General features: G+C 62.2%; 15 protein-coding genes. 7 read left to right on the top strand and 8 right to left on the bottom strand.

From position 1 onward, the window contains the following. Positions 1–98: 98 nt before the first annotated feature. Entirely contained in the window at positions 99–1,103 is a 1,005-nt protein-coding gene (gene waaC, locus PQR54_RS25745) for a lipopolysaccharide heptosyltransferase I (protein WP_408250624.1), read from the top strand. A 702-nt stretch (positions 1,104–1,805) separates the two neighbouring features. Next, complete coding sequence (locus PQR54_RS25740) at positions 1,806–1,940, top strand: hypothetical protein (protein ID WP_012432108.1); 135 nt, start codon at positions 1,806–1,808, stop codon at positions 1,938–1,940. A gap of 53 nt (positions 1,941–1,993) precedes the next feature. On the opposite strand, the gene PQR54_RS25735 is transcribed toward PQR54_RS25740, so the two are convergent. From PQR54_RS25735 to PQR54_RS25715, 5 genes are all read right to left on the bottom strand, one after another. Beyond that, the gene (locus tag PQR54_RS25735) at positions 1,994–2,173 is read right to left on the bottom strand and encodes a hypothetical protein (RefSeq protein ID WP_408250622.1); all 180 of its coding nucleotides are present in this window, start codon (positions 2,171–2,173) and stop codon (positions 1,994–1,996) included. Positions 2,174–2,392: 219 nt separating this feature from the next. Continuing rightward, positions 2,393–3,700, bottom strand: a complete 1,308-nt coding sequence (locus PQR54_RS25730; protein WP_408250620.1) for an MFS transporter — start codon at positions 3,698–3,700, stop codon at positions 2,393–2,395. Positions 3,701–4,214: 514 nt separating this feature from the next. Beyond that, the gene (gene tolA / locus PQR54_RS25725) at positions 4,215–4,667 is read right to left on the bottom strand and encodes a cell envelope integrity protein TolA (protein ID WP_408250618.1); all 453 of its coding nucleotides are present in this window, start codon (positions 4,665–4,667) and stop codon (positions 4,215–4,217) included. Between the two features lie 450 nt (positions 4,668–5,117). Continuing rightward, entirely contained in the window at positions 5,118–6,524 is a 1,407-nt protein-coding gene (argH, locus tag PQR54_RS25720; protein WP_408250616.1) for an argininosuccinate lyase, read from the bottom strand. Positions 6,525–6,683: 159 nt separating this feature from the next. Further along, entirely contained in the window at positions 6,684–7,496 is an 813-nt protein-coding gene (locus PQR54_RS25715; protein ID WP_408250614.1) for a helix-turn-helix transcriptional regulator, read from the bottom strand. Positions 7,497–7,650: 154 nt separating this feature from the next. On the opposite strand from PQR54_RS25715, the gene PQR54_RS25710 reads away from it, so the two are divergent. Continuing rightward, a complete protein-coding gene (locus tag PQR54_RS25710; protein WP_408250612.1) occupies positions 7,651–8,403 on the top strand; it encodes a class I SAM-dependent methyltransferase in 753 nt (250 codons plus the stop codon). A gap of 74 nt (positions 8,404–8,477) precedes the next feature. Here the strand turns inward: PQR54_RS25710 and ppc are convergent, their stop codons facing one another. Next, on the bottom strand, positions 8,478–11,687 hold the full coding sequence (gene ppc / locus PQR54_RS25705; RefSeq protein ID WP_408250610.1) for a phosphoenolpyruvate carboxylase: 3,210 nt from the start codon (positions 11,685–11,687) through the stop codon (positions 8,478–8,480). A 413-nt stretch (positions 11,688–12,100) separates the two neighbouring features. Between ppc and hemC the strand changes: the two genes are divergently transcribed. The 3 genes from hemC to PQR54_RS25690 are packed head-to-tail and all read left to right on the top strand — an operon-like array spanning position 12,101 to position 16,340. After that, the gene (gene hemC / locus PQR54_RS25700) at positions 12,101–13,129 is read left to right on the top strand and encodes a hydroxymethylbilane synthase (RefSeq protein WP_408250608.1); all 1,029 of its coding nucleotides are present in this window, start codon (positions 12,101–12,103) and stop codon (positions 13,127–13,129) included. Beyond that, the gene (gene hemDX, locus PQR54_RS25695) at positions 13,129–15,147 is read left to right on the top strand and encodes a fused uroporphyrinogen-III synthase HemD/membrane protein HemX (RefSeq protein WP_408250606.1); all 2,019 of its coding nucleotides are present in this window, start codon (positions 13,129–13,131) and stop codon (positions 15,145–15,147) included. Before hemC ends, hemDX begins: the two co-directional genes overlap by 1 nt. A 2-nt stretch (positions 15,148–15,149) precedes the next feature. Continuing rightward, on the top strand, positions 15,150–16,340 hold the full coding sequence (locus PQR54_RS25690) for a heme biosynthesis protein HemY (protein WP_408250605.1): 1,191 nt from the start codon (positions 15,150–15,152) through the stop codon (positions 16,338–16,340). 174 nt (positions 16,341–16,514) lie between these two features. Here PQR54_RS25690 and PQR54_RS25685 read toward each other — a convergent pair whose 3' ends face one another. Beyond that, positions 16,515–16,979: a hypothetical protein gene (locus PQR54_RS25685; RefSeq protein WP_408250604.1), complete on the bottom strand. Its 465-nt coding sequence runs from the start codon at positions 16,977–16,979 to the stop codon at positions 16,515–16,517. Between the two features lie 686 nt (positions 16,980–17,665). Here PQR54_RS25685 and PQR54_RS25680 point away from each other — a divergent pair. Continuing rightward, on the top strand, positions 17,666–18,235 hold the full coding sequence (locus PQR54_RS25680) for a hypothetical protein (RefSeq protein WP_408250602.1): 570 nt from the start codon (positions 17,666–17,668) through the stop codon (positions 18,233–18,235). A 1,166-nt stretch (positions 18,236–19,401) separates the two neighbouring features. Here PQR54_RS25680 and PQR54_RS25675 read toward each other — a convergent pair. Next, a complete protein-coding gene (locus PQR54_RS25675; RefSeq protein WP_408250600.1) occupies positions 19,402–20,319 on the bottom strand; it encodes a hypothetical protein in 918 nt (305 codons plus the stop codon). Between the last annotated feature and the right edge of the window lie 25 nt (positions 20,320–20,344).

Genomic DNA, 20,344 nt, shown 5'->3' with positions numbered 1-20,344 from the left:
CCGTATTAATGACCGAACGGCGTGCTGTGCGATTCGGCAAAGCTTATCGGTTTGGTCGGCTAAAATGCCTTGATGTTCGAACAACTCACAGGTCCTCAATGAAGCGAGTCCTTATCGTCAAGGTCACTTCGCTCGGCGATATCGTGCAGGCCCTGCCAGTGGTCGCCGATATCAAGCGCGCGTTTCCCGGCGTTCAGGTGGATTGGGCCGCCGACGAAGCATTCGCCGAAGTGGTGCACTGGAGCGAGAACGTGGACCGCGTGCTGTGCGCGCCGCTGCGCCGCTTCAAGAAAGCGCGCCGCTGGGCCGATTTCAAATCGATCTGGGCGTCCATCGCCGAATTGCGTGCCTATCGCTACGATTTCATCCTCGACATTCAGGGCGTGTACAAGAGCGCGATCATTGCGTTTCTGGCGCGCTCGTCGCGGCGTATCGGCTACCGGGCTCCGGATCTCGGAGAGCAGGGCGCCGCGTTCGCTTATACCGGGCGCTTCGGCCCGCGTCCGAAATGCAATGCGTGGCACGGCATGCGCATCAGCGCGGGCGAGGCACTGGGCTACGAGATAGAAGGCCCGGCGGTGTTCAATCTGCGCTTGCCGGAACCGGCCAGTCTCCCGTTCCAGTCGAACGGCGCACCAGTCGCGGCGTTTTTTCACGCCACCTCGAAAGACGACAAGAAATGGCCGGTGGACCATTGGGTGTCGATCGGCCGCGAACTCGCGCAGCGCGGTTTTAAGCTGGTGCTGCCGTGGGGCTCGGAAGGCGAGCGGCTCGAAGCGGAGCAGATCGCATCGCAATTGCCGGGCGCTACCGTCCTGCCGAAAATGAGCGTGACCGAAATCGCGCAGATGATTGACGCGTGCTCGCTCGTGGTCGGCACCGATACGGGCTTCGTCCATCTTGCGCACGCGCTGCAGAAGCGCACCGTGATGATTTTCGTGGCGACGCCGCCGTCGCATTACGGCATCGAGTCGCCATACCGCTCAATCTCCATCGGCGATGGCCAGTCAGTGCCGCCCATCAGCGCTGCCCTCGAGGCGATCGACTACGTTCACTCCGAGGCGCACGACGTGACGGTGCAGCACGGCTCCACGGCTGCCTGAACGCGGCGTCCCGAAGTCTTGCGCAATCGTTTGCTTGAAAAGAAAAGAGGCGCGACGCGCAGTCCGCTCAAACCACTGAGCGCTGCCTCGTAACGCCTCCGAAAACGCCCGTGTCGGGGAACAGCGGGCGGAGAGGAATCGTTGCAATCAATACCTCGGGTACGCACTGAGCGGTGACATCGCGGACACGCTCGGTGTCGACGCGACGACCGCCGCCTGGCGGCCGGCTTCGTCTTCGGTTCATCTGCGGGATAGGGTGCGAATGTCCGCACGGTTTCGTGCAGCACTTCGGCTTCCCCGTAGCCGCCGATTCAAAAGGCGCCGCGCATTACACGCCTGTTAAATCTGTCGCTTTTCGTTGAGTGCCCAATTGGCCATTCATGCATTTTTCGCGTCACCAAAAGCGACGACGCGCTGCACGCATTCGTAGGCACGTTGTCCGGCCGATTCACCTTGCGCCGCGTATGCGCCGCCAGCAAGGCACGCGCCGGACCGGCACGTTCAAACCAGTATAGGCGGTGTTTTCCTCCGATGTGAATCCGGTGCGATCGCGCTTCGAGCGCAGGGTGTTGCGCGCATCGATCATGTAACACCTTGGTGATCTTCCCTTACAAATCGCAACGCTCGCGCAAGGCGCCGTCGTGTTCAATCGAGTCATTCGGGGTTTCGGCTCGAATGAATCTGACTCGATGGAGAATAACGATGAAACGCTTGATCCTCAGCCTGATCGCAGGCACGTTGCTCGCAACGGCACTTGGTGGTTGCATCGTCGCACCCGCGCCGGGCTACTACGGCGGCGGTGGCTATTACCACCACGGCGGCTACTACTACCGGTAATCCAACCGACCGAGGCCGCGGCGTCTGTGATGGCGCTGCGGCAGCCGTGCTCGTCAGGCCAGCAGCATTTCGAACGCGACAACCGCGGCGATGGCAGCGGCATTCGCAGCCAGCGCTTCCACCACGATGCCTTTCCATGTCGCCGGACGAAAGCGCAATGCAAGCAACAGCGAACATAGCAACGCCAGCGCAATGATCATCACGACGTCCGCGTTATGAAGATGAAGGTTCATCCCTGCCTCCCTGCTACCTGAAGGGTTATTTCAGTCGAGTATAGGCATGTCAAAAAGACGCGCAAGGCAGGGAATTTACTCAGGAATGCTCGGCAAGCGGAGGGCGTGAAGCGGCGGGGCGGTGGCCGATGCCGCCCGCCGAGACGTGAGAATCGCACCGGCGGCATCGAGCGAAGAGCGAAGAACGAAAAGTAAAGGCGCCGGAATCGGCGCCTTTCGTTACATCAGCTTTGTATCGCGCGTTTCACGCATGCACAGCACGCCGATCATGCTGACGGCCGCGGCGATCGACACATACGCGCCCACCCACGGCAGCCCGCCGCGCGCGGCGAGCATCTGCGCGATATACGGCGCGACGGAGGCGCCGAGAATCCCACCGAGGTTGTACGCCACACCGGCGCCGGTATAGCGCACGTTGGTGGGGAACAACTCCGGCAGCAGCGCGCCCATCGGCGCGAAGGTCACACCCATCAGGAACAGTTCAATGACGAGGAACAGCAGCACCAGCGAGGTCTGTCCGCTGCCGAGCAGCGGCGCCATCGTGAAGCCCGACAGGATCGCCGCGATGATGCCGACGATCAGCACCGGCTTGCGCCCATAGCGGTCGGCGGCCCAGGCCGACAGCGGCGTGGCGAGCGCCATGAACACCACGGCAATGCACAGCAGGCCGAGGAAAGTCGGCCGCGGAATATGCAGCACGGAAACGCCGTACGACAGCGAAAACGTGGTGGCGTTGTAGAACAGCGTGTAGCAGACCACCATCGCCAGCGCGCCGAGCAGGGTCGGCACCCAGTGTTGCGACAGCAGCGTGGCGATCGGCACCTTCACGCGTTCCTGACGTTCGATCGCCGCCTGGAACGCCGGCGTCTCGGCGATTTTCAGGCGCACGTACAAACCGAGCGCGACCAGCACCGCGCTCACGAGGAACGGCACGCGCCAGCCCCAGCTGCGGAACTGCTCGTCGCTCAACGAAAGCGCCAGCGCGAAGAACAGGCCGTTGGACGCCAGAAAGCCGATCGACGGCCCGAGTTGCGGGAACATGCCGAACCAGCCGCGTTTGCCGGCCGGCGCGTTCTCGGTGGCGAGCAGCGCGGCGCCGCCCCATTCGCCGCCGAGGCCGATGCCCTGACCGAAGCGCAAGATGCACAACAGGATCGGCGCGAGGCTGCCGATCGAGTCGTAGCCCGGCACGAAACCGATCAGCGTGGTGGACACGCCCATTACCAGCAGCGACGCCACCAGCGTCGATTTACGGCCGATCCGGTCGCCGAAGTGGCCGAACAGGAACGAGCCGATCGGCCGCGCCACGAAGGCGATGCCGAACGTGACGAAGGCCGACAAGGCCTGCGCCGTCGCCGAGCCGTGCGGGAAAAACACCGGTCCGATGACGAGCGCCGCGGCGGTCGCATAGACGTAGAAATCGTAGAACTCGATCGCGGTGCCGATAAAGCTCGCGAAGATGATCCGCGAACTCTTGTTCTGCCCGGCCGCGTTGGGCTGGGCCGCGGAAATCGGCGAAGTGGACATGCAGGGTCTCCAATATGTCGTGATGCCGCCGGGTGCCCGGTTCGTGAGCCGGTGGTGCGTGTGGAGGCGGCATCTTTGTTCAAATTTGTGCGCCTCGCTTTGTTCGCGGGCCGGTGGGCGGCTCGTGTGACGCAGGCGACGCAAACAACGAAGCAACAGCTTACAACGGCAGCCGGCGAAGTTCTCCCGCGAAAGCGGCCATACCAGGGCAATAACCAGGCGGGAGGCGTGACGCGTGCGGCGAGCGAGGTAAGGCGGGCGGCCGGTGCGGCGCGAAGCCGAGATGTTTTGGGATCAGGGCGACGGCGGGCCGCATCATGCATCAAGCAGGCGGCGCTCGCGGATGGCGCGGCGGCGCTGCAATCGGGCTCATGCCGCGCCGGCGGGTGAGCAGGCGGCGTGAGCCATGCCGGAAGGCTCCGGCGCAGGGAATCGGAAAATTATAGCGAGCGCGGCCGCGCCGCAGCAAGGCGGCGCCGGGTTTGCCGCGCGCTATGCGCGAAACGAAGCGAGTTCAATCGATGGTCTGCGCTTGCGGCGAGGCGAACTCGCGGAGCTGGAATTTGCCGTTGTCGTTGAACAGCCAGTCTTCGAATAGCTCGAGCTGGCCACGGCCGTTCAGCAATTTGCCGGGTGGTTGCGGCAGCGGCGCGGCGCGCCGCAAGCTGGCGAGCGCGGTGCTTTCGGCTTCGTCGTCGCCGTTGGTGCGATACACCGACGACTCCAGCACATGGCCATTGCCATCCACCGTGAACGAGACCACGACCAGCGAGCGCAGCATCGCTTGCGGCGTGCCGCGCAGCACGTAAGACGGACTGCGTTCGATGATGCGTCTGGCCACGGCTTCGCGGTACTGGTCGAGCGTCGCGCTGTTGATGGCGGCCGCGGGCGTCGGTACGCTCGCGCGTGGCGGAGGTGTGATGGTGCAGCCCGCCATGCCGATGATCAAGCCGACGGCGAGGAGCATGCCGCGCACATGCGCGGGCCCTATGCCGACGCTGCAAACACCGCGTCGGTTGCAAGGGCGAAGGTGACGCGTGCGAGTAGACATGATCAGGGAAAGAGCAAAGACGGGGCCTGATTTGATGGTAGTCAAAATCCGCCACTAAGCAATTAGCGTTCGCCCGCTGTATGCGGTCCAACCGCCTGTAATAGGCTGAAATATGAGCGAATTGGTGCGCGGCGAAAACACGCCTACACTTTGATGGCCTCTTTCGAGAGGCATCGGTGGAAGTCTTTCATTTAGCCCGCTTCGTGCGGGCTTTTTCTTTTGCGGCGCGGTTCACTTGGGCACGTGCAACGCGAAAAACAAAAGGCGAACCCGATAACGAGTTCGCCTTTCTATCCGCAAGCTGCGTGCAGGAGACAAGCATGAGACGAGCGCATAGTGCGCGCTCACCGCATGCCGCGCGTCCGCTTACTTCAACGCTTCACGTGCCGCCTTCACCGCCGCGAGCACCTGTTCCGGCGCCGTGCCGCCCGGATGATTGCGGCTCGCCACCGAGCCTTCCAGCGTCAGATACGAGAACACGTCCTCGCCGATCAGATGCGCGACGTTCGGCAGTTCCTTGCGCATTTCGTCGAGCGTCAGATCCGCCAGATCGCAGCCGCGATCCGCGCAGATGCGCACAGCGAGCGCGACCGCTTCGTGCGCATCGCGGAACGGCAAGCCGCGCTTGACCAGGTAGTCGGCCAGATCAGTTGCCGTGGAGAAGCCTTGCAGCGCGGCGTCGCGCATCGCTTGCGGCTTCACCGAAATACCGGCCACCATTTCAGCGAAGATGCGCAGCGTATCCGCAACCGTATCGACAGTGTCGAACAGCGGCTCCTTGTCTTCCTGATTGTCCTTGTTGTACGCGAGCGGCTGGCCTTTCATCAGCGTGAGCAGCGCGATCAGATGGCCGTTCACGCGGCCGGTCTTGCCGCGCGCGAGTTCGGGCACGTCCGGGTTCTTCTTCTGCGGCATGATCGACGAGCCGGTGCAGAAGCGGTCCGCCAGATCGATGAAGCCGACACGCGGGCTCATCCACAGCACGAGCTCTTCGGAGAAGCGCGAGACGTGCGTCATGACGAGCGCCGAAGCCGCCGTGAATTCGATCGCGAAGTCGCGGTCGGACACCGCGTCGAGCGAGTTCGCGCAGATGCCGTCGAAACCCAGCGTCTTCGCCACCGCGTGACGGTCGATCGGATAGCTGGTGCCGGCGAGCGCGGCCGCGCCGAGCGGCAGACGGTTCACACGCTTGCGGCAGTCGATCATGCGCTCGGCGTCGCGCGAAAACATTTCGACGTAGGCGAGCAGGTGATGGCCGAACGTGACCGGCTGCGCCACTTGCAGATGCGTGAAGCCCGGCATGATGGTCGAGGCGTTCTTCTCCGCCATGTCGAGCAGCGCGGTGCGCAATTCCGTCAGCAGGCCGCCGATCCGGTCGATCTCGCCGCGCAGCCACAAACGGATATCCGTCGCGACCTGGTCGTTACGCGAGCGGCCGGTGTGCAGGCGCTTGCCGGCGTCGCCGATCAGCGCGGTCAGGCGCGCTTCGATGTTCAGGTGCACGTCTTCCAGATCGAGTTGCCACTCGAACTCGCCTCGCTCGATTTCGCCCTTGATCTGCGCCATGCCGCGTTGAATCGCGGCGAGGTCGTCGGCGGCGATGATCTTTTGCGCGGCCAGCATCGAGGCGTGCGCGAGCGACCCTTCGATATCGACGAGCGCCAGACGCTTGTCGAAGAAAACCGACGACGTGTAGCGTTTGACGAGCTCCGACATCGGCTCCGAGAAGCGAGCCGACCAGGCTTCGCCTTTTTTGTGCAGTTGGGACGTCATGGTGTTGGGCAGTTAAGCGGCAGTTGAGCGAGCGGTGAAGAGGCTGACGACGCGAATGCACATGCCGTGCAAAAGTGACGCCGAAGCGAGGAAAGACAGGGATTTTAACACTGGCCGGGAGGCTTAAAGACGCCGTGCGCCGCGCGTGTCTCCCGCCGCCTACTCGCGCACCAGCACCACCAGCTTCAGATCTTCGCGATGCGCGGGTTTGAACGTGATCTGGTCGTACACGATGCGGCCGTCGCGCGGATGGTTGAACTCGCGCCGTCCGCCTTCGCGGCCGCCCACGTCCTGCGAGGCCCAGAAACGCGCGAAGGCGTCGCTCGCGGCGGCGAGCGAGTCGATCAGCGCGCGGGTGGGCGCGTCGTTCAGATGGCGGATCGAGTCGGCGCGGAATTCGGCGGCGAGCCGTCGCGCGCGCGTTTCCCAGTCGACGATCAGCTCGCGCGCGGCCGGTTCCGTGAAGGTGTAGCGCAGCAGATTGCGGTCGTGCGCGCCGTCCAGCCAGCCGACGAACAGGTCCGTGGCGCGCTCGTTCCACGCGAGCGCATTCCACTGGCGGTCGAGCACATAGGCGGGCGCGCTCACGAGCTGCACGGTCTCCAGCAAGGTGGCGGGCGCGTCGGCAGCGGCCGGATCGGGCTCTGCCGGGTCGCGCTGGGCGGCCAGTTCGAACAGATACGCCCGCTCGGCGCGCGACAGTTGCAACGCGACCGCGATCCGCGCGAGCGCTTCGGCGGAAGCGGAGACCGGGCGCCCCTGTTCGATCCACGTGTACCAGGTCGGACTCACGCCGCACAGTTGCGCGACCTCCTCGCGCCGCAATCCGGGCGTACGGCGGCGCGGACCCGGCGGCAAGCCGACCGCTTGCGGCGAGAGCCGCTCACGGTGAGCGCGGATGAAGTCGCCGAGCGCGCGGGCCGGGGTGGCGTCGAGCGGCGGCGGGTTATCGGCGGAAGACGGCGTGGTCATGCTGAGCGGGCGGTAGGTCGATGAAGGGAGGCAGGTAATGCCGATACCAGAATAATCGCTTAACTTGTACTGGTACACAGCGGGCTCTATTGTAGCGGCTGGAACCGCACAACGCGCTTCCAGCGCTGCCCCAAATACATAACCGGAGCCTCCCATGAAGCATCACGATCAGGTCGCCGACGCCTTCGGCTCGACCGCCGCCGCCTATTTGACGAGCCCGACTCATGCCACCGGCGCCGATCTGCGGATGCTGGCCGAATCGATCGCGGCGACGCCGGATGCGACGGTGCTCGACATGGGTTGCGGCGCGGGCCACGCGAGTTTCGCGGTCGCGCCGCACGCGCGAGAAGTGGTCGCCTATGACATCGCGCCGCAAATGCTGGCGACGGTGGAAGGCGCCGCGAAGGAGCGCGGTCTCGCCAATATCCGCACGCAGCAGGGCGCGGCCGAAGTGCTGCCGTTCGCCGATCATTCGTTCGACTGGGTGATCAGCCGGATGAGCGCGCACCACTGGCACGACGTGCCGCTCGCGCTCGCCGAAGTACGGCGAGTGCTGAAGCCGGGCGGCAAGGTGTTGTTCATCGATATCGCAGGCATCGACCATCCACTGCTCGACACGCACATTCAGGCAATCGAGTTGTTGCGCGACGGCTCGCATATTCGCGATTACCGTGCCGACGAGTGGCTCGCGTTGTTTGCCGCTGCCGGGTTCAAGGCATCGATTCGCGAGCGTTGGCGCATCGATATCGAGTTCAGTTCGTGGGTGGCGCGCATGCGCACGCCGGAACCGCGCGTGGTGGCGATCCGTTCGATGTGGGCGAATTCGCCGGATGAAGTCCGTCAATATTTCGATGTGCAGGAAGACGGTTCATTCAAGCTCGACGCGTTGATGATCGAAGCGCAATAAAAAAACCGGGCGCGACGAACAGTGTCGCGCCCGGCTTGTGTGCTGAAAAGGCGTGCAATCAACCGCTTGCGTGTTTAACCCGTATTGCGCAGCCCCGCCGCAATCCCGTTGATGCTCAAATGAATCCCGCGCCGCACGCGCGCGTTGGTGTCGCCCGCGCGGTGACGCTTGAGCAACTCCACCTGCAAGTGATTCAACGGATCGAGATACGGGAAGCGGTTCTTGATCGAACGCGCGAGCAGCGGGTTTTCCGCGAGCCGTTCGCTCTTGCCCGTGATCTCCGACAACACCTTCGACGTGCGCTCCCACTCCGCGACGATTCGCTCGAACACGTGCTTGCGCAGCTTCTTGTCGGACACGAGCGCGGCGTAGCGCGAAGCGACCGCGAGGTCGGTTTTTGCCAGCACCATGTCCATGTTCGACAACAGGTTGGCGAAGAACGGCCACGTCTTGTGCATTTTCTTCAGCAGCGCGAGACGGTTCTTGCGTTCGGCGTCGGTCGGCGCGCTGTCCAGATGCGCGGCCACCGCGCTGCCGAAACCGTACCAGCCGGTCAGCAGCAAACGGCATTGGCCCCACGAGAAGCCCCACGGAATCGCGCGCAGATCTTCGATCTTGCGTTGCTTCGGATCCTGCAACTTGCGCGAAGCCGGACGGCTGCCGATGTTCAACTCGGCGATCTCCGCGATCGGCGTCGACTCGAAGAAATACTCCTTGAAGCCCGGCGTTTCGTAGACCAGCGCGCGGTAGGACGCCATCGCCGCGTCCGACAACTGCTGCATGGTTTCTTCGAAGGCAGGCAGTTGCGCCGGCGCAATGCCGTGCGGCAGCAACGATGCTTCGAGCGTGGCGGCGACCACCGTTTCCAGATTGCGCCGGCCGATCTCCGGATTGCCAAACTTGCTGGCGATCACTTCGCCTTGCTCGGTCAAGCGGATCTGGCCGTCGACGGTGCCCGGCGGCTGCGACAGAATCGCCTGATAGGTCGGACCACCGCCACGGCCGACGGTACCTCCGCGTCCATGGAACAGACGCAGCGTCACGCCGCGTTCGTTGAAGAGCGACACCAGCGCGAGTTCGGCGCGGTACAGCTCCCAGTTCGACGTGAGGAAGCCGCCGTCCTTGTTGCTGTCCGAATAGCCGAGCATGACTTCCTGCTCGTTGCCCTGATGTTCGATCAGCGCATCGACGCCCGGCAGCGCGATCAGATCGCGCATGATATGCGGCGCGTTGCGCAAGTCGGGGATTGTCTCGAACAGCGGGATCACCATCAGGCCCGCTTGCGCCGGATCGTTGGCGTCGCCAAGACGGCCGTGCAGCAGGCCGGTTTCCTTTTGCAGCAACATCACTTCGACCAGATCGCTCACGGTCTCCGTGTGCGAGATGATGTAGTTGCGCACCGCGCGCGCGCCGAATTTCTCACGCGTGATACGCGCTTCTTCGAGCACGCCGAGTTCGCTCTTCACGAGGTCGGAGTATTCCGCGTACGGCAGACGCAGCGGACGCGGCTGCGCCAGTTCGGCCAGCAGCACCTTGAGCTTGTCTTCTTCCGAGAGCGCCGCGTAGTCGTCCTCGACGCCGGCGCGCTTGAGCAGTTCGGCGATCACGGCTTCGTGAATGTCCGAGCTTTGGCGCAAGTCGATGCTCGCCAGATGGAAGCCGAACACTTCGGCGGCGCGCGCGAGCGGCGACAGACGCGGTGCGGCGAGCGGCGCGCCGTGATGCTCGGCGAGCGAATCGATCAGCACGTGCAGGTCGCGCTCGAACTCGGCAGAGTCGGCATACGGCTTGGCGCGAATCGGCGCCGCGCCGCGGCCCGCGCTGCGCACCGGCACGCTGCCTTCGCCGAGGCGCACGCGCGCGCTCGCGGCAAGCCGCGTGTACATGCCGATCAACGCGCGGCGATACGGCTCGTCGGTGCGGTGCGGCGACTGGTCGGGCGAGATGGCGGCGAGTTCCTTCAGCGCGTCGCTGGCGCCGGCCAACAGGTTCGACACCGACAACTCCGCGCCGAGCTTGTGCACCTGCTCCATGTAGTGCTCGAAGATCACCGCGGCCTGGCGCGTGATCGCGTTTTCGAGCGTCTCGGCCGTGACGTTCGGATTGCCGTCGCGGTCGCCGCCGATCCAGCTGCCCATCTGGAAGAACGGCGGCAGGCGCGCGTCGATGCCGTGCTCGGTGAGCGCTTCTTCGATATCGGCGTAGAGCGCCGGGATTTCAGAGAGGAACGTGGCGCGGTAGTACGACAGCGCGTTCTCGATTTCGTCGGCCACGGAGAGGCGCGAATCGCGCAGCATGCGCGTTTGCCACAGCGACGTGACGCGGGCGCGCAGCATCGCTTCGTTGTGCGCGCGCTCGCGGTCGGTCAACTGCTGATCGCGTTCGGCGAGCAGACGCGCGACGTCGTGCTGCGCGTCGAGAATGCTCTTGCGTTGCACTTCGGTCGGGTGCGCGGTGAGCACCGGCACGATTAGCGCGTCGTTGAAGAACTGCTGCAGGACCGGCGTGGCGGCCGCATTGGCTTCGACCAGCCGTTCGAGCGCGTGGGCGATCGTGCCCGGTTGCGAGGTCGAACCGGCCAGCGCGTGAATCCGGTGGCGGCGATTGCGGTGACGGTCTTCGGCAATGTTCGCGAGATGCGAGAAGTAGCTGAACGCGCGCACCACGCTGACCGTTTGCTCCGGGCTCAGCGAGCGCAGTTTCTTGTCGAGCGTTTGCGCGGCGGCGCTGTCGTCTTCGCGGCGAAAGCGCACGGCGTTCTGGCGGATCGTTTCGACGACGTCGAACACCGCGTCGCCTTCCTGTTCGCGCAGCACGTCGCCGAGCAGGCGGCCGAGATAGCGGATGTCCTGGAACAGCGGATGGTCCTTGTCCTCGCGCGTGCGGCCATTGCCCTTCGGCGCGGATCCGGACGCTGGCGATTCCTCCGACACGGCCCGCAGCGCGGGCGCTTGCGGTGCGTCGGCGACGACCTTGATCTTCGCTGAGCCAGCCTTGGCCGGTTTCTGCGCCTTGCCGGCGGATGTGGCCTGCGTCGTCTTGTCCGTCTTGACGGCCTTCACGGCCTTCTCTGTCTTCGCAGGCGTGGAGGTTTTGGCAGCCTTGCCGGCTTTGGCGGCGTGAGCGGCCTGAGCGGGTTTGCCCGCGCGTTTGGCCGATGTGGACTCAGCAGCGGTGGTAGCCGAGGCGGCGGCAGAAGCGGCGGGCTTGGCGGCGTCGGCCGCGCGAGCGTTGGGCGATGCAGTGTTGCGGCGGGCAGGGCGCGCCGATCCGGAAGACGTCACGATGGGTTTCCTCAGGGAAGCCAGGGTCTGTTGAGTGATGAACTGCTACTGCGGAACTGCACTATGAACTGCAACGTGAACTGCATAGTGAACTGCGCGAAACGGTATGCGCCGATGGCGATACGCCTGAGAGAAGACTGTGCGCCTGAACGGTGCCGCGCGTTTGCACGACACTCGCTCGAGGCGCCTGCGGCACCTGAGCCAGGTCAGGCCGCATCGCATCATCCCGCATGAGGCGGCCCGGTGCGCGAACGACCGTGCGTGAACATGCCGGGATGGGGCAGGCGCGCGCCGCGCGAAGCCCGTCTCCTCCATCGATACCGCTTCAGCACGGCGCCTGACTGCGTCTTGAGACGCCAGGCCGCGTGCTAACATTGTTTGTTATTACATCCCGTCATTCGATCAGCAAGCTAATGAACACCGAGACGTTTTCAACGCCACCCCACACGCTTGTGATTGCGTCGCGAGAAAGCCGCCTGGCCATGTGGCAAGCGGAGCATGTGCGATGTGCGCTGCACAAATTATATCCATCTTGTGACGTAAAAATCCTCGGAATGACAACACGTGGCGATCAAATTCTCGATCGCACTTTGTCGAAGGTTGGTGGTAAGGGCCTCTTCGTGAAGGAACTGGAAGCCGCTCTCGCCGATGGCCGCGCGGACCTCGCCGTGCATTCGCTCAAAGACGTGCCGATGGAATTGCCCGCGGGCTTTGCGCTGTCCACCATCATGGAGCGCGAAGATCCGCGCGACGCGCTGGTCTCCAATGATTACGACTCGCTCGCGGCGCTGCCGGCCGGCGCCGTGGTCGGCACCTCCAGCCTGCGCCGCGAGGCCATGCTGCGCATGCGTTATCCGCATCTCGAAGTGCGGCCGTTGCGCGGCAATCTGGACACGCGTCTATCGAAACTCGATCGCGGCGATTACGCGGCGATCATTCTGGCCGCAGCCGGCCTGAAGCGTCTGGGTCTGGGCGAGCGCATCCGCGCGCTGCTCGATCCCGAAGACAGCTTGCCCGCAGCCGGCCAGGGCGCGCTCGGCATCGAGATTCGCGCCGACCGCGCGGACCTCGCGGCATGGCTCGCACCGTTGCATCACGACCACACGGCAGCCGCCGTCGAAGCGGAGCGCATGGTGTCGCGCGCGCTCGGCGGCAGTTGCGAAGTGCCGCTTGCCGCGTATGCGACGTGGCGCGACGGCGCGCTGCATCTGCGCGGCATCGTCGCTACGCCTGACGGGCAGCGCGTGTTGAGCGCGCAGGCATCGGCGCCGGCGCCCAGCGTCGAACGCGCCGTGGCGCTCGGCCAGGAAGTGGCGAGCGCACTCGAACAGCAAGGCGCGATGGACATCGTGCGCGCGCTCAGCACCGCCAGCGGTCCGGCCGCTGCGGAGCAGGGCACGGCGAAAGACGGCGCGGCGGACAGCGCGGCGTCCCGCGAGTGATGGCGGCCGACATCCCCGGCAACACATCCCCATCCGTCGACAAGGCGGCGTTCACGGTCGTGATTACGCGACCGGCCGGTCAGTCGAACGAACTGATCGCGCGACTCGCCGCCGCAGGCATCGCCACGCTCGACTTTCCGCTGATCGACATCGCACCCGTCACCGACGACGCGCCGTTGCGCGCCGCGTTGGCCTCGCTGGAACGCTATGCGCTCGTCGTGTTCGTGTCGCCGAATGCCGTCGATCAGGCGTTTGCCCATAGCGACTCGATCTGGCCACATGCGTTGCCGATCGGCGTGGTCGGGCCGGGCAGCGTGCAGGCGTTGGCGCGGCATGGCGTCGCCGCGCCGGCGTACAACGTGATCAGCCCGCCGTCCGGTTCGGATGAAGACACCGCGCGCTTCGATTCCGAAGGTCTGTTCGCCGCGATCGATACGGCGCTCGGCGCGACCAGCCTCGAAGGCAAGCGCGTGCTGATCGTGCGCGGCGACGGCGGCCGCGAATGGCTCGCCGAGCGTCTGCGCGAAGCCGGCGCCGAAGTCGACACGGTCGCGGCGTACCGGCGCCTCGTGCCGGAACCGTCGATCGGCGCCTGGGCGCGCGTGCACGAGTTGCTCGCGGGCGTGCCCCACGCGTGGCTGCTCACCAGTTCCGAAGGCGTGCGCAACCTGAACGAACTGGCGCACGACCACCTCACCGCCGACGAGATCGCGCAACTCAAACGCGCCGCGCTCGTCACGCCGCATCCCCGTATCGCGCAGACCGCGCGGGCATTGGGTTTTGATAGCATGACGGTGTCCGGCGCGGGCGATGAGCGCATTGCCCGCGCCTTGATTGCCGCCGTCCCGCCCGTCGTCCAACCGGTATCGTCCAACCCGGCTCATTCACCGGCTAAATCACGCATGACTGAAACGAACGCATCCACGAACGCTTCACCCCAGCCGGCCGCGACCACTGCGTTGCCGCCGAATCAACCCTTCACGCCCTACGAAGCGCAAAAGCGCCATAGCGCGAGCGGACCGCTGCTGTGGTTTGTCGTCGTGATCATTGCTTGTGCCGCGGGCGTGGGCGGCTATGCGCTCAATCGCAAGGTGGAGCGCACGCAGCAGCAGATCGTGCAGCGCCAGCAAGCCAACGACACGCAGACCAACGAACTGCGCATCAAGACGGAGCAGGCGCTCGCCACGGTGCATCAGTCGGACTCGCAGGTTGCGCAACTCGAAGGCAAGCTCGCCGATGCGCAGACCTCGCAGCAGGCGCTGCAACAGCAATACGCGGATCTCGCGCGCAATCGCGACGACTGGACGCTCGCCGAAGTCGGCCAGATGCTCTCCGCCGCCAGCCAGCAGTTGCAGCTCACGGGCAACACGCAGCTCGCGCTGTTCGCGCTGCAAAGCGCCGACACGCGTCTCGCCGCCTCGGACAGCCCGCAGGCGGTGACCGTGCGCAAGGCCATCGCGCAGGACATCGACAAGCTGAAGGCCGCGCCTTCCACCGATCTCACGGGCATGGCCATCAAGCTCGACAACGCGATCGACCAGGTGGACAACCTGCCGCTTTCGGGCGAAGCGCCGATCGCCCACGCCACGCCGCAAGCCGCGACCTGGGCCGACACGGCCAAGGTGGCCGCGGCCACCGGCGAGCCGCGCTGGAAGGTGTGGTGGCGTGAAGTGAGCACGGGCATCGGCCAGCAGTTGACGAGCCTCGTGCAGGTGCGCCGGATCGACAACGCCGACGCGATGCTCGTCACGCCCGATCAGGGCTACTTCGTGCGCGAGAATCTCAAGCTGCGGTTGCTGTCGGCGCGTCTCGCCTTGCTCTCGCGCAACGAGACCACGCTGAAGTCCGACTTGCAGGCGGCGGGCAATGCATTGACGCGTTACTTCGACAATTCGTCGAAGAAAACGCAGACCGTCGTGGATCTCGTCAAGCAGGTGCAAGCGGGCTCCGCCGCGGTTGAACTGCCGAATCTGAACACGAGCCTGCAGGCCGTCAATCAATACCGGAGCCGAGGTTAATCATGGCGATCCGGGGACTTCTATGGCTTGCGTTGCTGTTCGTCATCGCGGTGGTGCTGGCGGTGGTCGGGCGCTTCGACATGGGACAGGTGCTGCTGATCTATCCGCCGTACCGCGTCGATATATCGCTGAATCTGTTCGTGGTCGGGTTGGTGGTGCTGTTCATCCTGATGTATGCGCTGCTGCGCATCTTCCGCAATATCTGGCGCATGCCGCAGCGCGTGGCCGCTTATCGCGCGCGCTCGCGGGTTGCGAAAGCGCATGCGGCGCTGCGTGATGCGATTGGCAATCTGTACGCCGGACGTTTTTCGCGTGCTGAGAAAGCCGCCAAGGATGCGCTCGCGAATGGCGATAACAAGGGCGCGGCCGGGTTGATCGCGGCTACGGCGGCGCATCGTATGCATGAATATGCGCGGCGCGACGAGTGGCTTTCGCAGATCAATGAGGCTGACTGGCAGGATGCACGCCTGATGGCGACCGCCGACATGCGCGCTGATGGCCGTGACGCGGATGGCGCATTGACCGCGCTGACGCAGATGCAATCACAGGGCGGGCGGCGGATTCACGCGCAGCAGATCATGTTGCGCGCGCAGCAGCAGTTGAAGAACTGGGGCGAAGTGCTCAAGCTCGTCAAGACGCTGGAAAAGCGTGAGGCGATTCATCCGGCGGTGGCGGTGCGTCTGCGCCAGCTCGCGGCGGAAAATCTGCTGCGTGACCGGCGTCACAATGCCGATGCGCTGCTGGAGTTGTGGAATTCGTTGTCGGTTACTGAGCGTCATTCGCCGCGGCTTGCGGATCTTGCTGCGGAATTGCTGGTGGCGCTGAATCGGCCGCAGGAAGCGCGCAAGATCGTCGAGGAAGCGCTTGCGCAGAACTGGGATGCGCGGTTGTTGCGTCGTTATCCGGATACGACTGCTGGTGACGCGTTGCCGTTGATTCAGAAGGCTGAGGCGTGGCAGAAGGATCGGCCGGAAGATGCGGACTTGATGTTCGCGTTGGGGCGCTTGTGTCTGCATCAGCAGTTGTGGGGTAAGGCGCAGTCGTTCCTTGAGCGCGCGCTGAAGCTCGCGGATAACGAGACGCTGAAGATTCGCTCGCATCGTGCGTTGGCTCGGTTGCATGAGCAGCTTGGTGATGCGGATAAGGCTAGCCAGCATTATCGCGAGAGTGCGTTGGCGATGAATATTGTTTGAGGGTTTTTGGGGCGGCGCTTGGGGGAGGTTGAGGGCGCTGCTTTGAGAGCTCGGAACGGCTGGTTTTAGTTCATGAGTTGATGGGTTGATGGCCGCAGCGGATGCTGCGGCCATTTGTTTTTGTGCGGGCGGTTAACCTGCTATGCGCGCTCGATTTGATCGCTTGGTGCGGTCTTAGTGCGGCGCGGTGGACGGCTGTTGCACGGTCGCGGACGGCGACTCGATCACGCTTTTCGTGGAGGGCTTTTTGCGGGGCGACGCTTTTGTTGCTTCGATCGACGCCTCTGCTCGCTGCGACGCTTTAGTCAGCAAGTTCGTCGCATGCTGCGCCGTGAGGCGCCTGCGCGCGACGCCCTTCGCGTCGAGTGCAATCACCTGGAACAACTCGCGGTCGTATTCGAGATCCTGCTGATACTGCTCGGCCGTGTCCACCAGCAATTCGAGCAGCGTCTGACGACGCTTTCTTTCGTCGTGGGTAATCGCAGGATTTCTAACTATCGATGACGCCAGTGTGATCAACGTGTCCAGTTGACCCAGCTGCCGGTCGCATAAATCGAACGCGGAAAGGGCAAGCTTTTCGTACTGGAGGGCGTCGACTGGCGGACGCGAAGTTGGTTGAGTTTTGACGGGCCTGGTCATGGTGCGATCTCCTTGTTGCTGGGTTGGATCGCCCGGACACGCATCTTTGGGGGGAGGGGTGAGCGGGCACGAAGTGAGGTTGACAGACCGGCGTTGAAGCCAAAACCGGCGAGCCTTGCGGCTCCCCCACCAAGGCCCGCCCATAGAAAATGGACGTGCAGAGGTAGACGCACGACCTGCCTGGGCAGGTGTGCGGGCTTCAACGTTCAGGCTGTCAAACCTGATCGCTGGATGTTTCCCAGCGACGTCGTAATTATAAGGGAGTGGGGCTGTCTCGGATTTAGTCTTGGGGGACAAATGGTGGGATTGGCTGAAGGGATAAGGGCAATTGAGACCGAAGAGTAGTTGGTCCAGCCGTTACAGGAACTACACGCCCGGCAAGACCGACAAGCGTCAGCAGCAGATTGACAAGAGCGTTCGACGATATCTCGCGCGATTGAAACCGCGTACCGCACCAGTCCGACGGATGTGATCTGTTCAATGTGAAGACCGGGAAACGGAGCGGATTGTGGCATTAACGCCTCAAGCGTGAAACGTTTTCATGCGCTTTGAATTCAGAAATTTCTCTGCCAACAAACAGATTTTGCTTTGTCAGTTTCAAGGCATTTCTTTGTTCGCCATTTAAAATTTAACCATAGACTCTGTTGGCTGGAATTTGAAATCGGGAAGAGTTAATCGAAAATTCAATGAATATCTTCAATGCGATATCTGGGCTTTTATACCGGGCGGATGCAATTCTGTCTGGTCGACAAAAAGACGACAGATTGATCCTGGAAATGGCGATCGTATTTACGCTATTTTCTCCTTTGCTTTCATATATCGCGACGAAGCCTTATCAGGGAGATTTGCCTCCGGTTGCGCCGATCGTAAAAGAAATTGGAATATTCGCTACAAAGAACTGTCCCGCGAGATCGTCAGAAAGAAATTTCTGCGCATTTCGGTCCAGTACCGGAGAACTGCTTCCGGTCGAATATGTAAAAGAGTATTCCGGAATACGGGGGTTCGTGAAAGCGCATGGTGATAACGTTAAATTAGAGATGCAAGGTTTCTATCTTTTAAACGGCAAAGGTAAATACTGGCTCACAAACGTATCAACTTTATCAGGCGAGGAATTGCTATCGGAGGTTGATTCATATTCAAAGTTAAAAAGTATGCGCAGCATGGATTTTCTGTTGTCGCGCTTATACATAGTCGCTGTCGTGTTGTGGATTATGTCTATACGCAGTGCGTTGCGTTTTGATATGAGGAGATTTTAAAACATGGCTTCAGTTACAACGTCTCGGGCAGTATCTTCATTTGTTAATTTTCTGATCAACGGAACAGTAAGTTCCGGCGATGCCGCAAATAACGTTTCGGGCGCATTGGATCAGAATCAGGCGGGCCCATTGGTCAAATTCAGTGCAGCGGTAAGTGCCACCGCGAGTGTGACTTGCCTGTGGACCGACTATCGACTCAGGCGTGATGCTTCGAAGCCAATGGCGAGGACAGATGCACCCCATCGCACCACTCCGACGAGTTGATCGTAACGCCGTTAATCTACCGCAGGATCTAACCACTAAGGCCAACGAATCTCGAATTCGCCGCTGTACCGTAGGCCGTGACTCTGCGCTGCTGTTCGCGATGAAGTATCACAGCTCGGCGAAGATCGTAGTCATGTGTTTGTCGCCGCGCCTATATCCCGGGCGCTCGCCAACGAACCGCTCTCCGGTCATCGATAAGTTACGGATTTTGGCTATTTCGCACAGATCCCAAGCGTGCCCTGGTGTGACGTGCCCACCTTGTGTCTGGAAGCACCGGAGGACGTTATTTCCGGCGAGAGATACTCCCGCTGCATGGGGCTCGACCACACGCGCCAAGCCATCGTAAGTGAACGACAAAACCTCGCGATTTTGAATCGCGCGAACAATAGTTTGAAGCACGACAGTCCCCTCCGGAAGGCGATGGAGTCAACACTGAGCAACCGAGTCGATTCTCGTTGGCTCAGATCCGAGCACTACTTGCTCAACAGAGTAGTCTTGCCAGTCATAGTTACCGTTTATTCATATGATTTATAGGGCGGTAAACCCGATGCTGGCTGCCCCTTCGCAACGTCGCGACTGCATATCTACCACCGAGTTGACGTCGAGAGCACGCCGCCGGCTGACTCGGTCCTTTGATGTTCAAGCTTCGGACGTTCACTGAGCCTACTCGAATGTCCCTAGATGGCCGAGTATTGCCTCATTGCAGTGGACGTGCGACGCTCGAAACTCGCGAGCAGGCGACCGGATCCAGGCGACCCAGCGCAGACCTTCGGGACGTTGCATGGGAATGACTGCTACGCCCCGCAGAGCGGCCCCCAAGGCGATGGGCGCGCACGTCGGGAGATCCATTAGCGTTAGCTAATCCTCATAAACTGCCTTCCACGAGCGCACTTGAATCCTTGTTAATTGTTCTTTCCGATGTAGGGAATTCTGAACGATCTTGAAACACCGTCGCCGACGAACGAGACCGAAATCTTCGCCCCCGGCGGGGACTTTGCCTTCTCGAAGTTTCCGAAACCAACGGAGACACGACAGATCGTATCCGTGATCTTTACGGTGGGAAACGGTTGGCTTATTTCGTCTGGGAAGAAGATCGGGGGAATGTCGCCGACGCGTTTGACCAAGTTTGCGAGACTCGCGTTTTCAGGAAGTGACGTGACCACACCTTTACCTGTCGCGCGGTATATTGCGTGCGCCAACCGCGCTGCGACAAAAAATATGCCATTCACATGAAGACGAAAATCTCTTCCCAAAGAATAAGCAGTCTCGCCGCGTGGATGGTGAATATCGGGGTCTGGCCCAATCACGCCATTCAAATCAACGCCCTCGACATAATATCCGAATGAAGTGCCAAGCACAGAGTCGCTGTGAACGAGCCGCAAGCGACCCTGTTCGTGCTTTATTTTGTTAACGATTTTTCCAACTCTGTCGCGATATGGTCTAATTTCGCTTTTAAAAGCGTTGTAGATTTCCTTATATTCTGTCGATTTTTCATCTTTGAAAAAACACTTCAACACGCTATTGCAGTCATCAATGTGCTCCATCAATGCGTCCAGCAAACCGTCAAGGGTTGCAAGGAACTCGTTCCGTTTTGCTGACGCTTGGGTGCTGCGATCATTCATAGGCGGCAACTCGCCTATTTCGTCGATGCATCGGTCGAAGTGCCCTATCACGGTTGCCAACGAAAGGTTATAAACGCCTATCGGTGGGCGCAGGCGTAGGCGAGCGTGGAAGGTCTCTGTTTCTCTCGAAGCTTCGAGTGCAAGCGTTGCCTGAGTATTAACCCGCCTCGGTGCGGGAAATTTGATATCGAGAATCATGTAATCGAGAATGCCATTCTAGAAG

This window comes from Paraburkholderia phytofirmans (assembly GCF_046028095.1).
In the GTDB taxonomy this organism is placed as follows: Bacteria; Pseudomonadota; Gammaproteobacteria; order Burkholderiales; family Burkholderiaceae; genus Paraburkholderia; species Paraburkholderia phytofirmans_A.
The sequence above is the reverse complement of the archived record's forward strand: the minus strand, read 5'-3'. Positions and strand labels throughout refer to the sequence as shown.

Coding starts and splice junctions, on each gene's coding strand:
- hemC (WP_408250608.1), top strand. CDS start 12,101: ATGAACACCGAGACGTTTTCAACGCCACCCCACACGCTTGTGATTGCG.
- tolA (WP_408250618.1), bottom strand. CDS start 4,667: ATGCTCCTCGCCGTCGGCTTGATCATCGGCATGGCGGGCTGCACCATC.
- PQR54_RS25740 (WP_012432108.1), top strand. CDS start 1,806: ATGAAACGCTTGATCCTCAGCCTGATCGCAGGCACGTTGCTCGCAACG.
- PQR54_RS25685 (WP_408250604.1), bottom strand. CDS start 16,979: ATGACCAGGCCCGTCAAAACTCAACCAACTTCGCGTCCGCCAGTCGAC.
- waaC (WP_408250624.1), top strand. CDS start 99: ATGAAGCGAGTCCTTATCGTCAAGGTCACTTCGCTCGGCGATATCGTG.
- PQR54_RS25715 (WP_408250614.1), bottom strand. CDS start 7,496: ATGACCACGCCGTCTTCCGCCGATAACCCGCCGCCGCTCGACGCCACC.
- PQR54_RS25735 (WP_408250622.1), bottom strand. CDS start 2,173: ATGAACCTTCATCTTCATAACGCGGACGTCGTGATGATCATTGCGCTG.
- PQR54_RS25730 (WP_408250620.1), bottom strand. CDS start 3,700: ATGTCCACTTCGCCGATTTCCGCGGCCCAGCCCAACGCGGCCGGGCAG.
- PQR54_RS25680 (WP_408250602.1), top strand. CDS start 17,666: ATGAATATCTTCAATGCGATATCTGGGCTTTTATACCGGGCGGATGCA.
- PQR54_RS25690 (WP_408250605.1), top strand. CDS start 15,150: ATGGCGATCCGGGGACTTCTATGGCTTGCGTTGCTGTTCGTCATCGCG.
- PQR54_RS25710 (WP_408250612.1), top strand. CDS start 7,651: ATGAAGCATCACGATCAGGTCGCCGACGCCTTCGGCTCGACCGCCGCC.
- hemDX (WP_408250606.1), top strand. CDS start 13,129: ATGGCGGCCGACATCCCCGGCAACACATCCCCATCCGTCGACAAGGCG.
- argH (WP_408250616.1), bottom strand. CDS start 6,524: ATGACGTCCCAACTGCACAAAAAAGGCGAAGCCTGGTCGGCTCGCTTC.
- PQR54_RS25675 (WP_408250600.1), bottom strand. CDS start 20,319: ATGATTCTCGATATCAAATTTCCCGCACCGAGGCGGGTTAATACTCAG.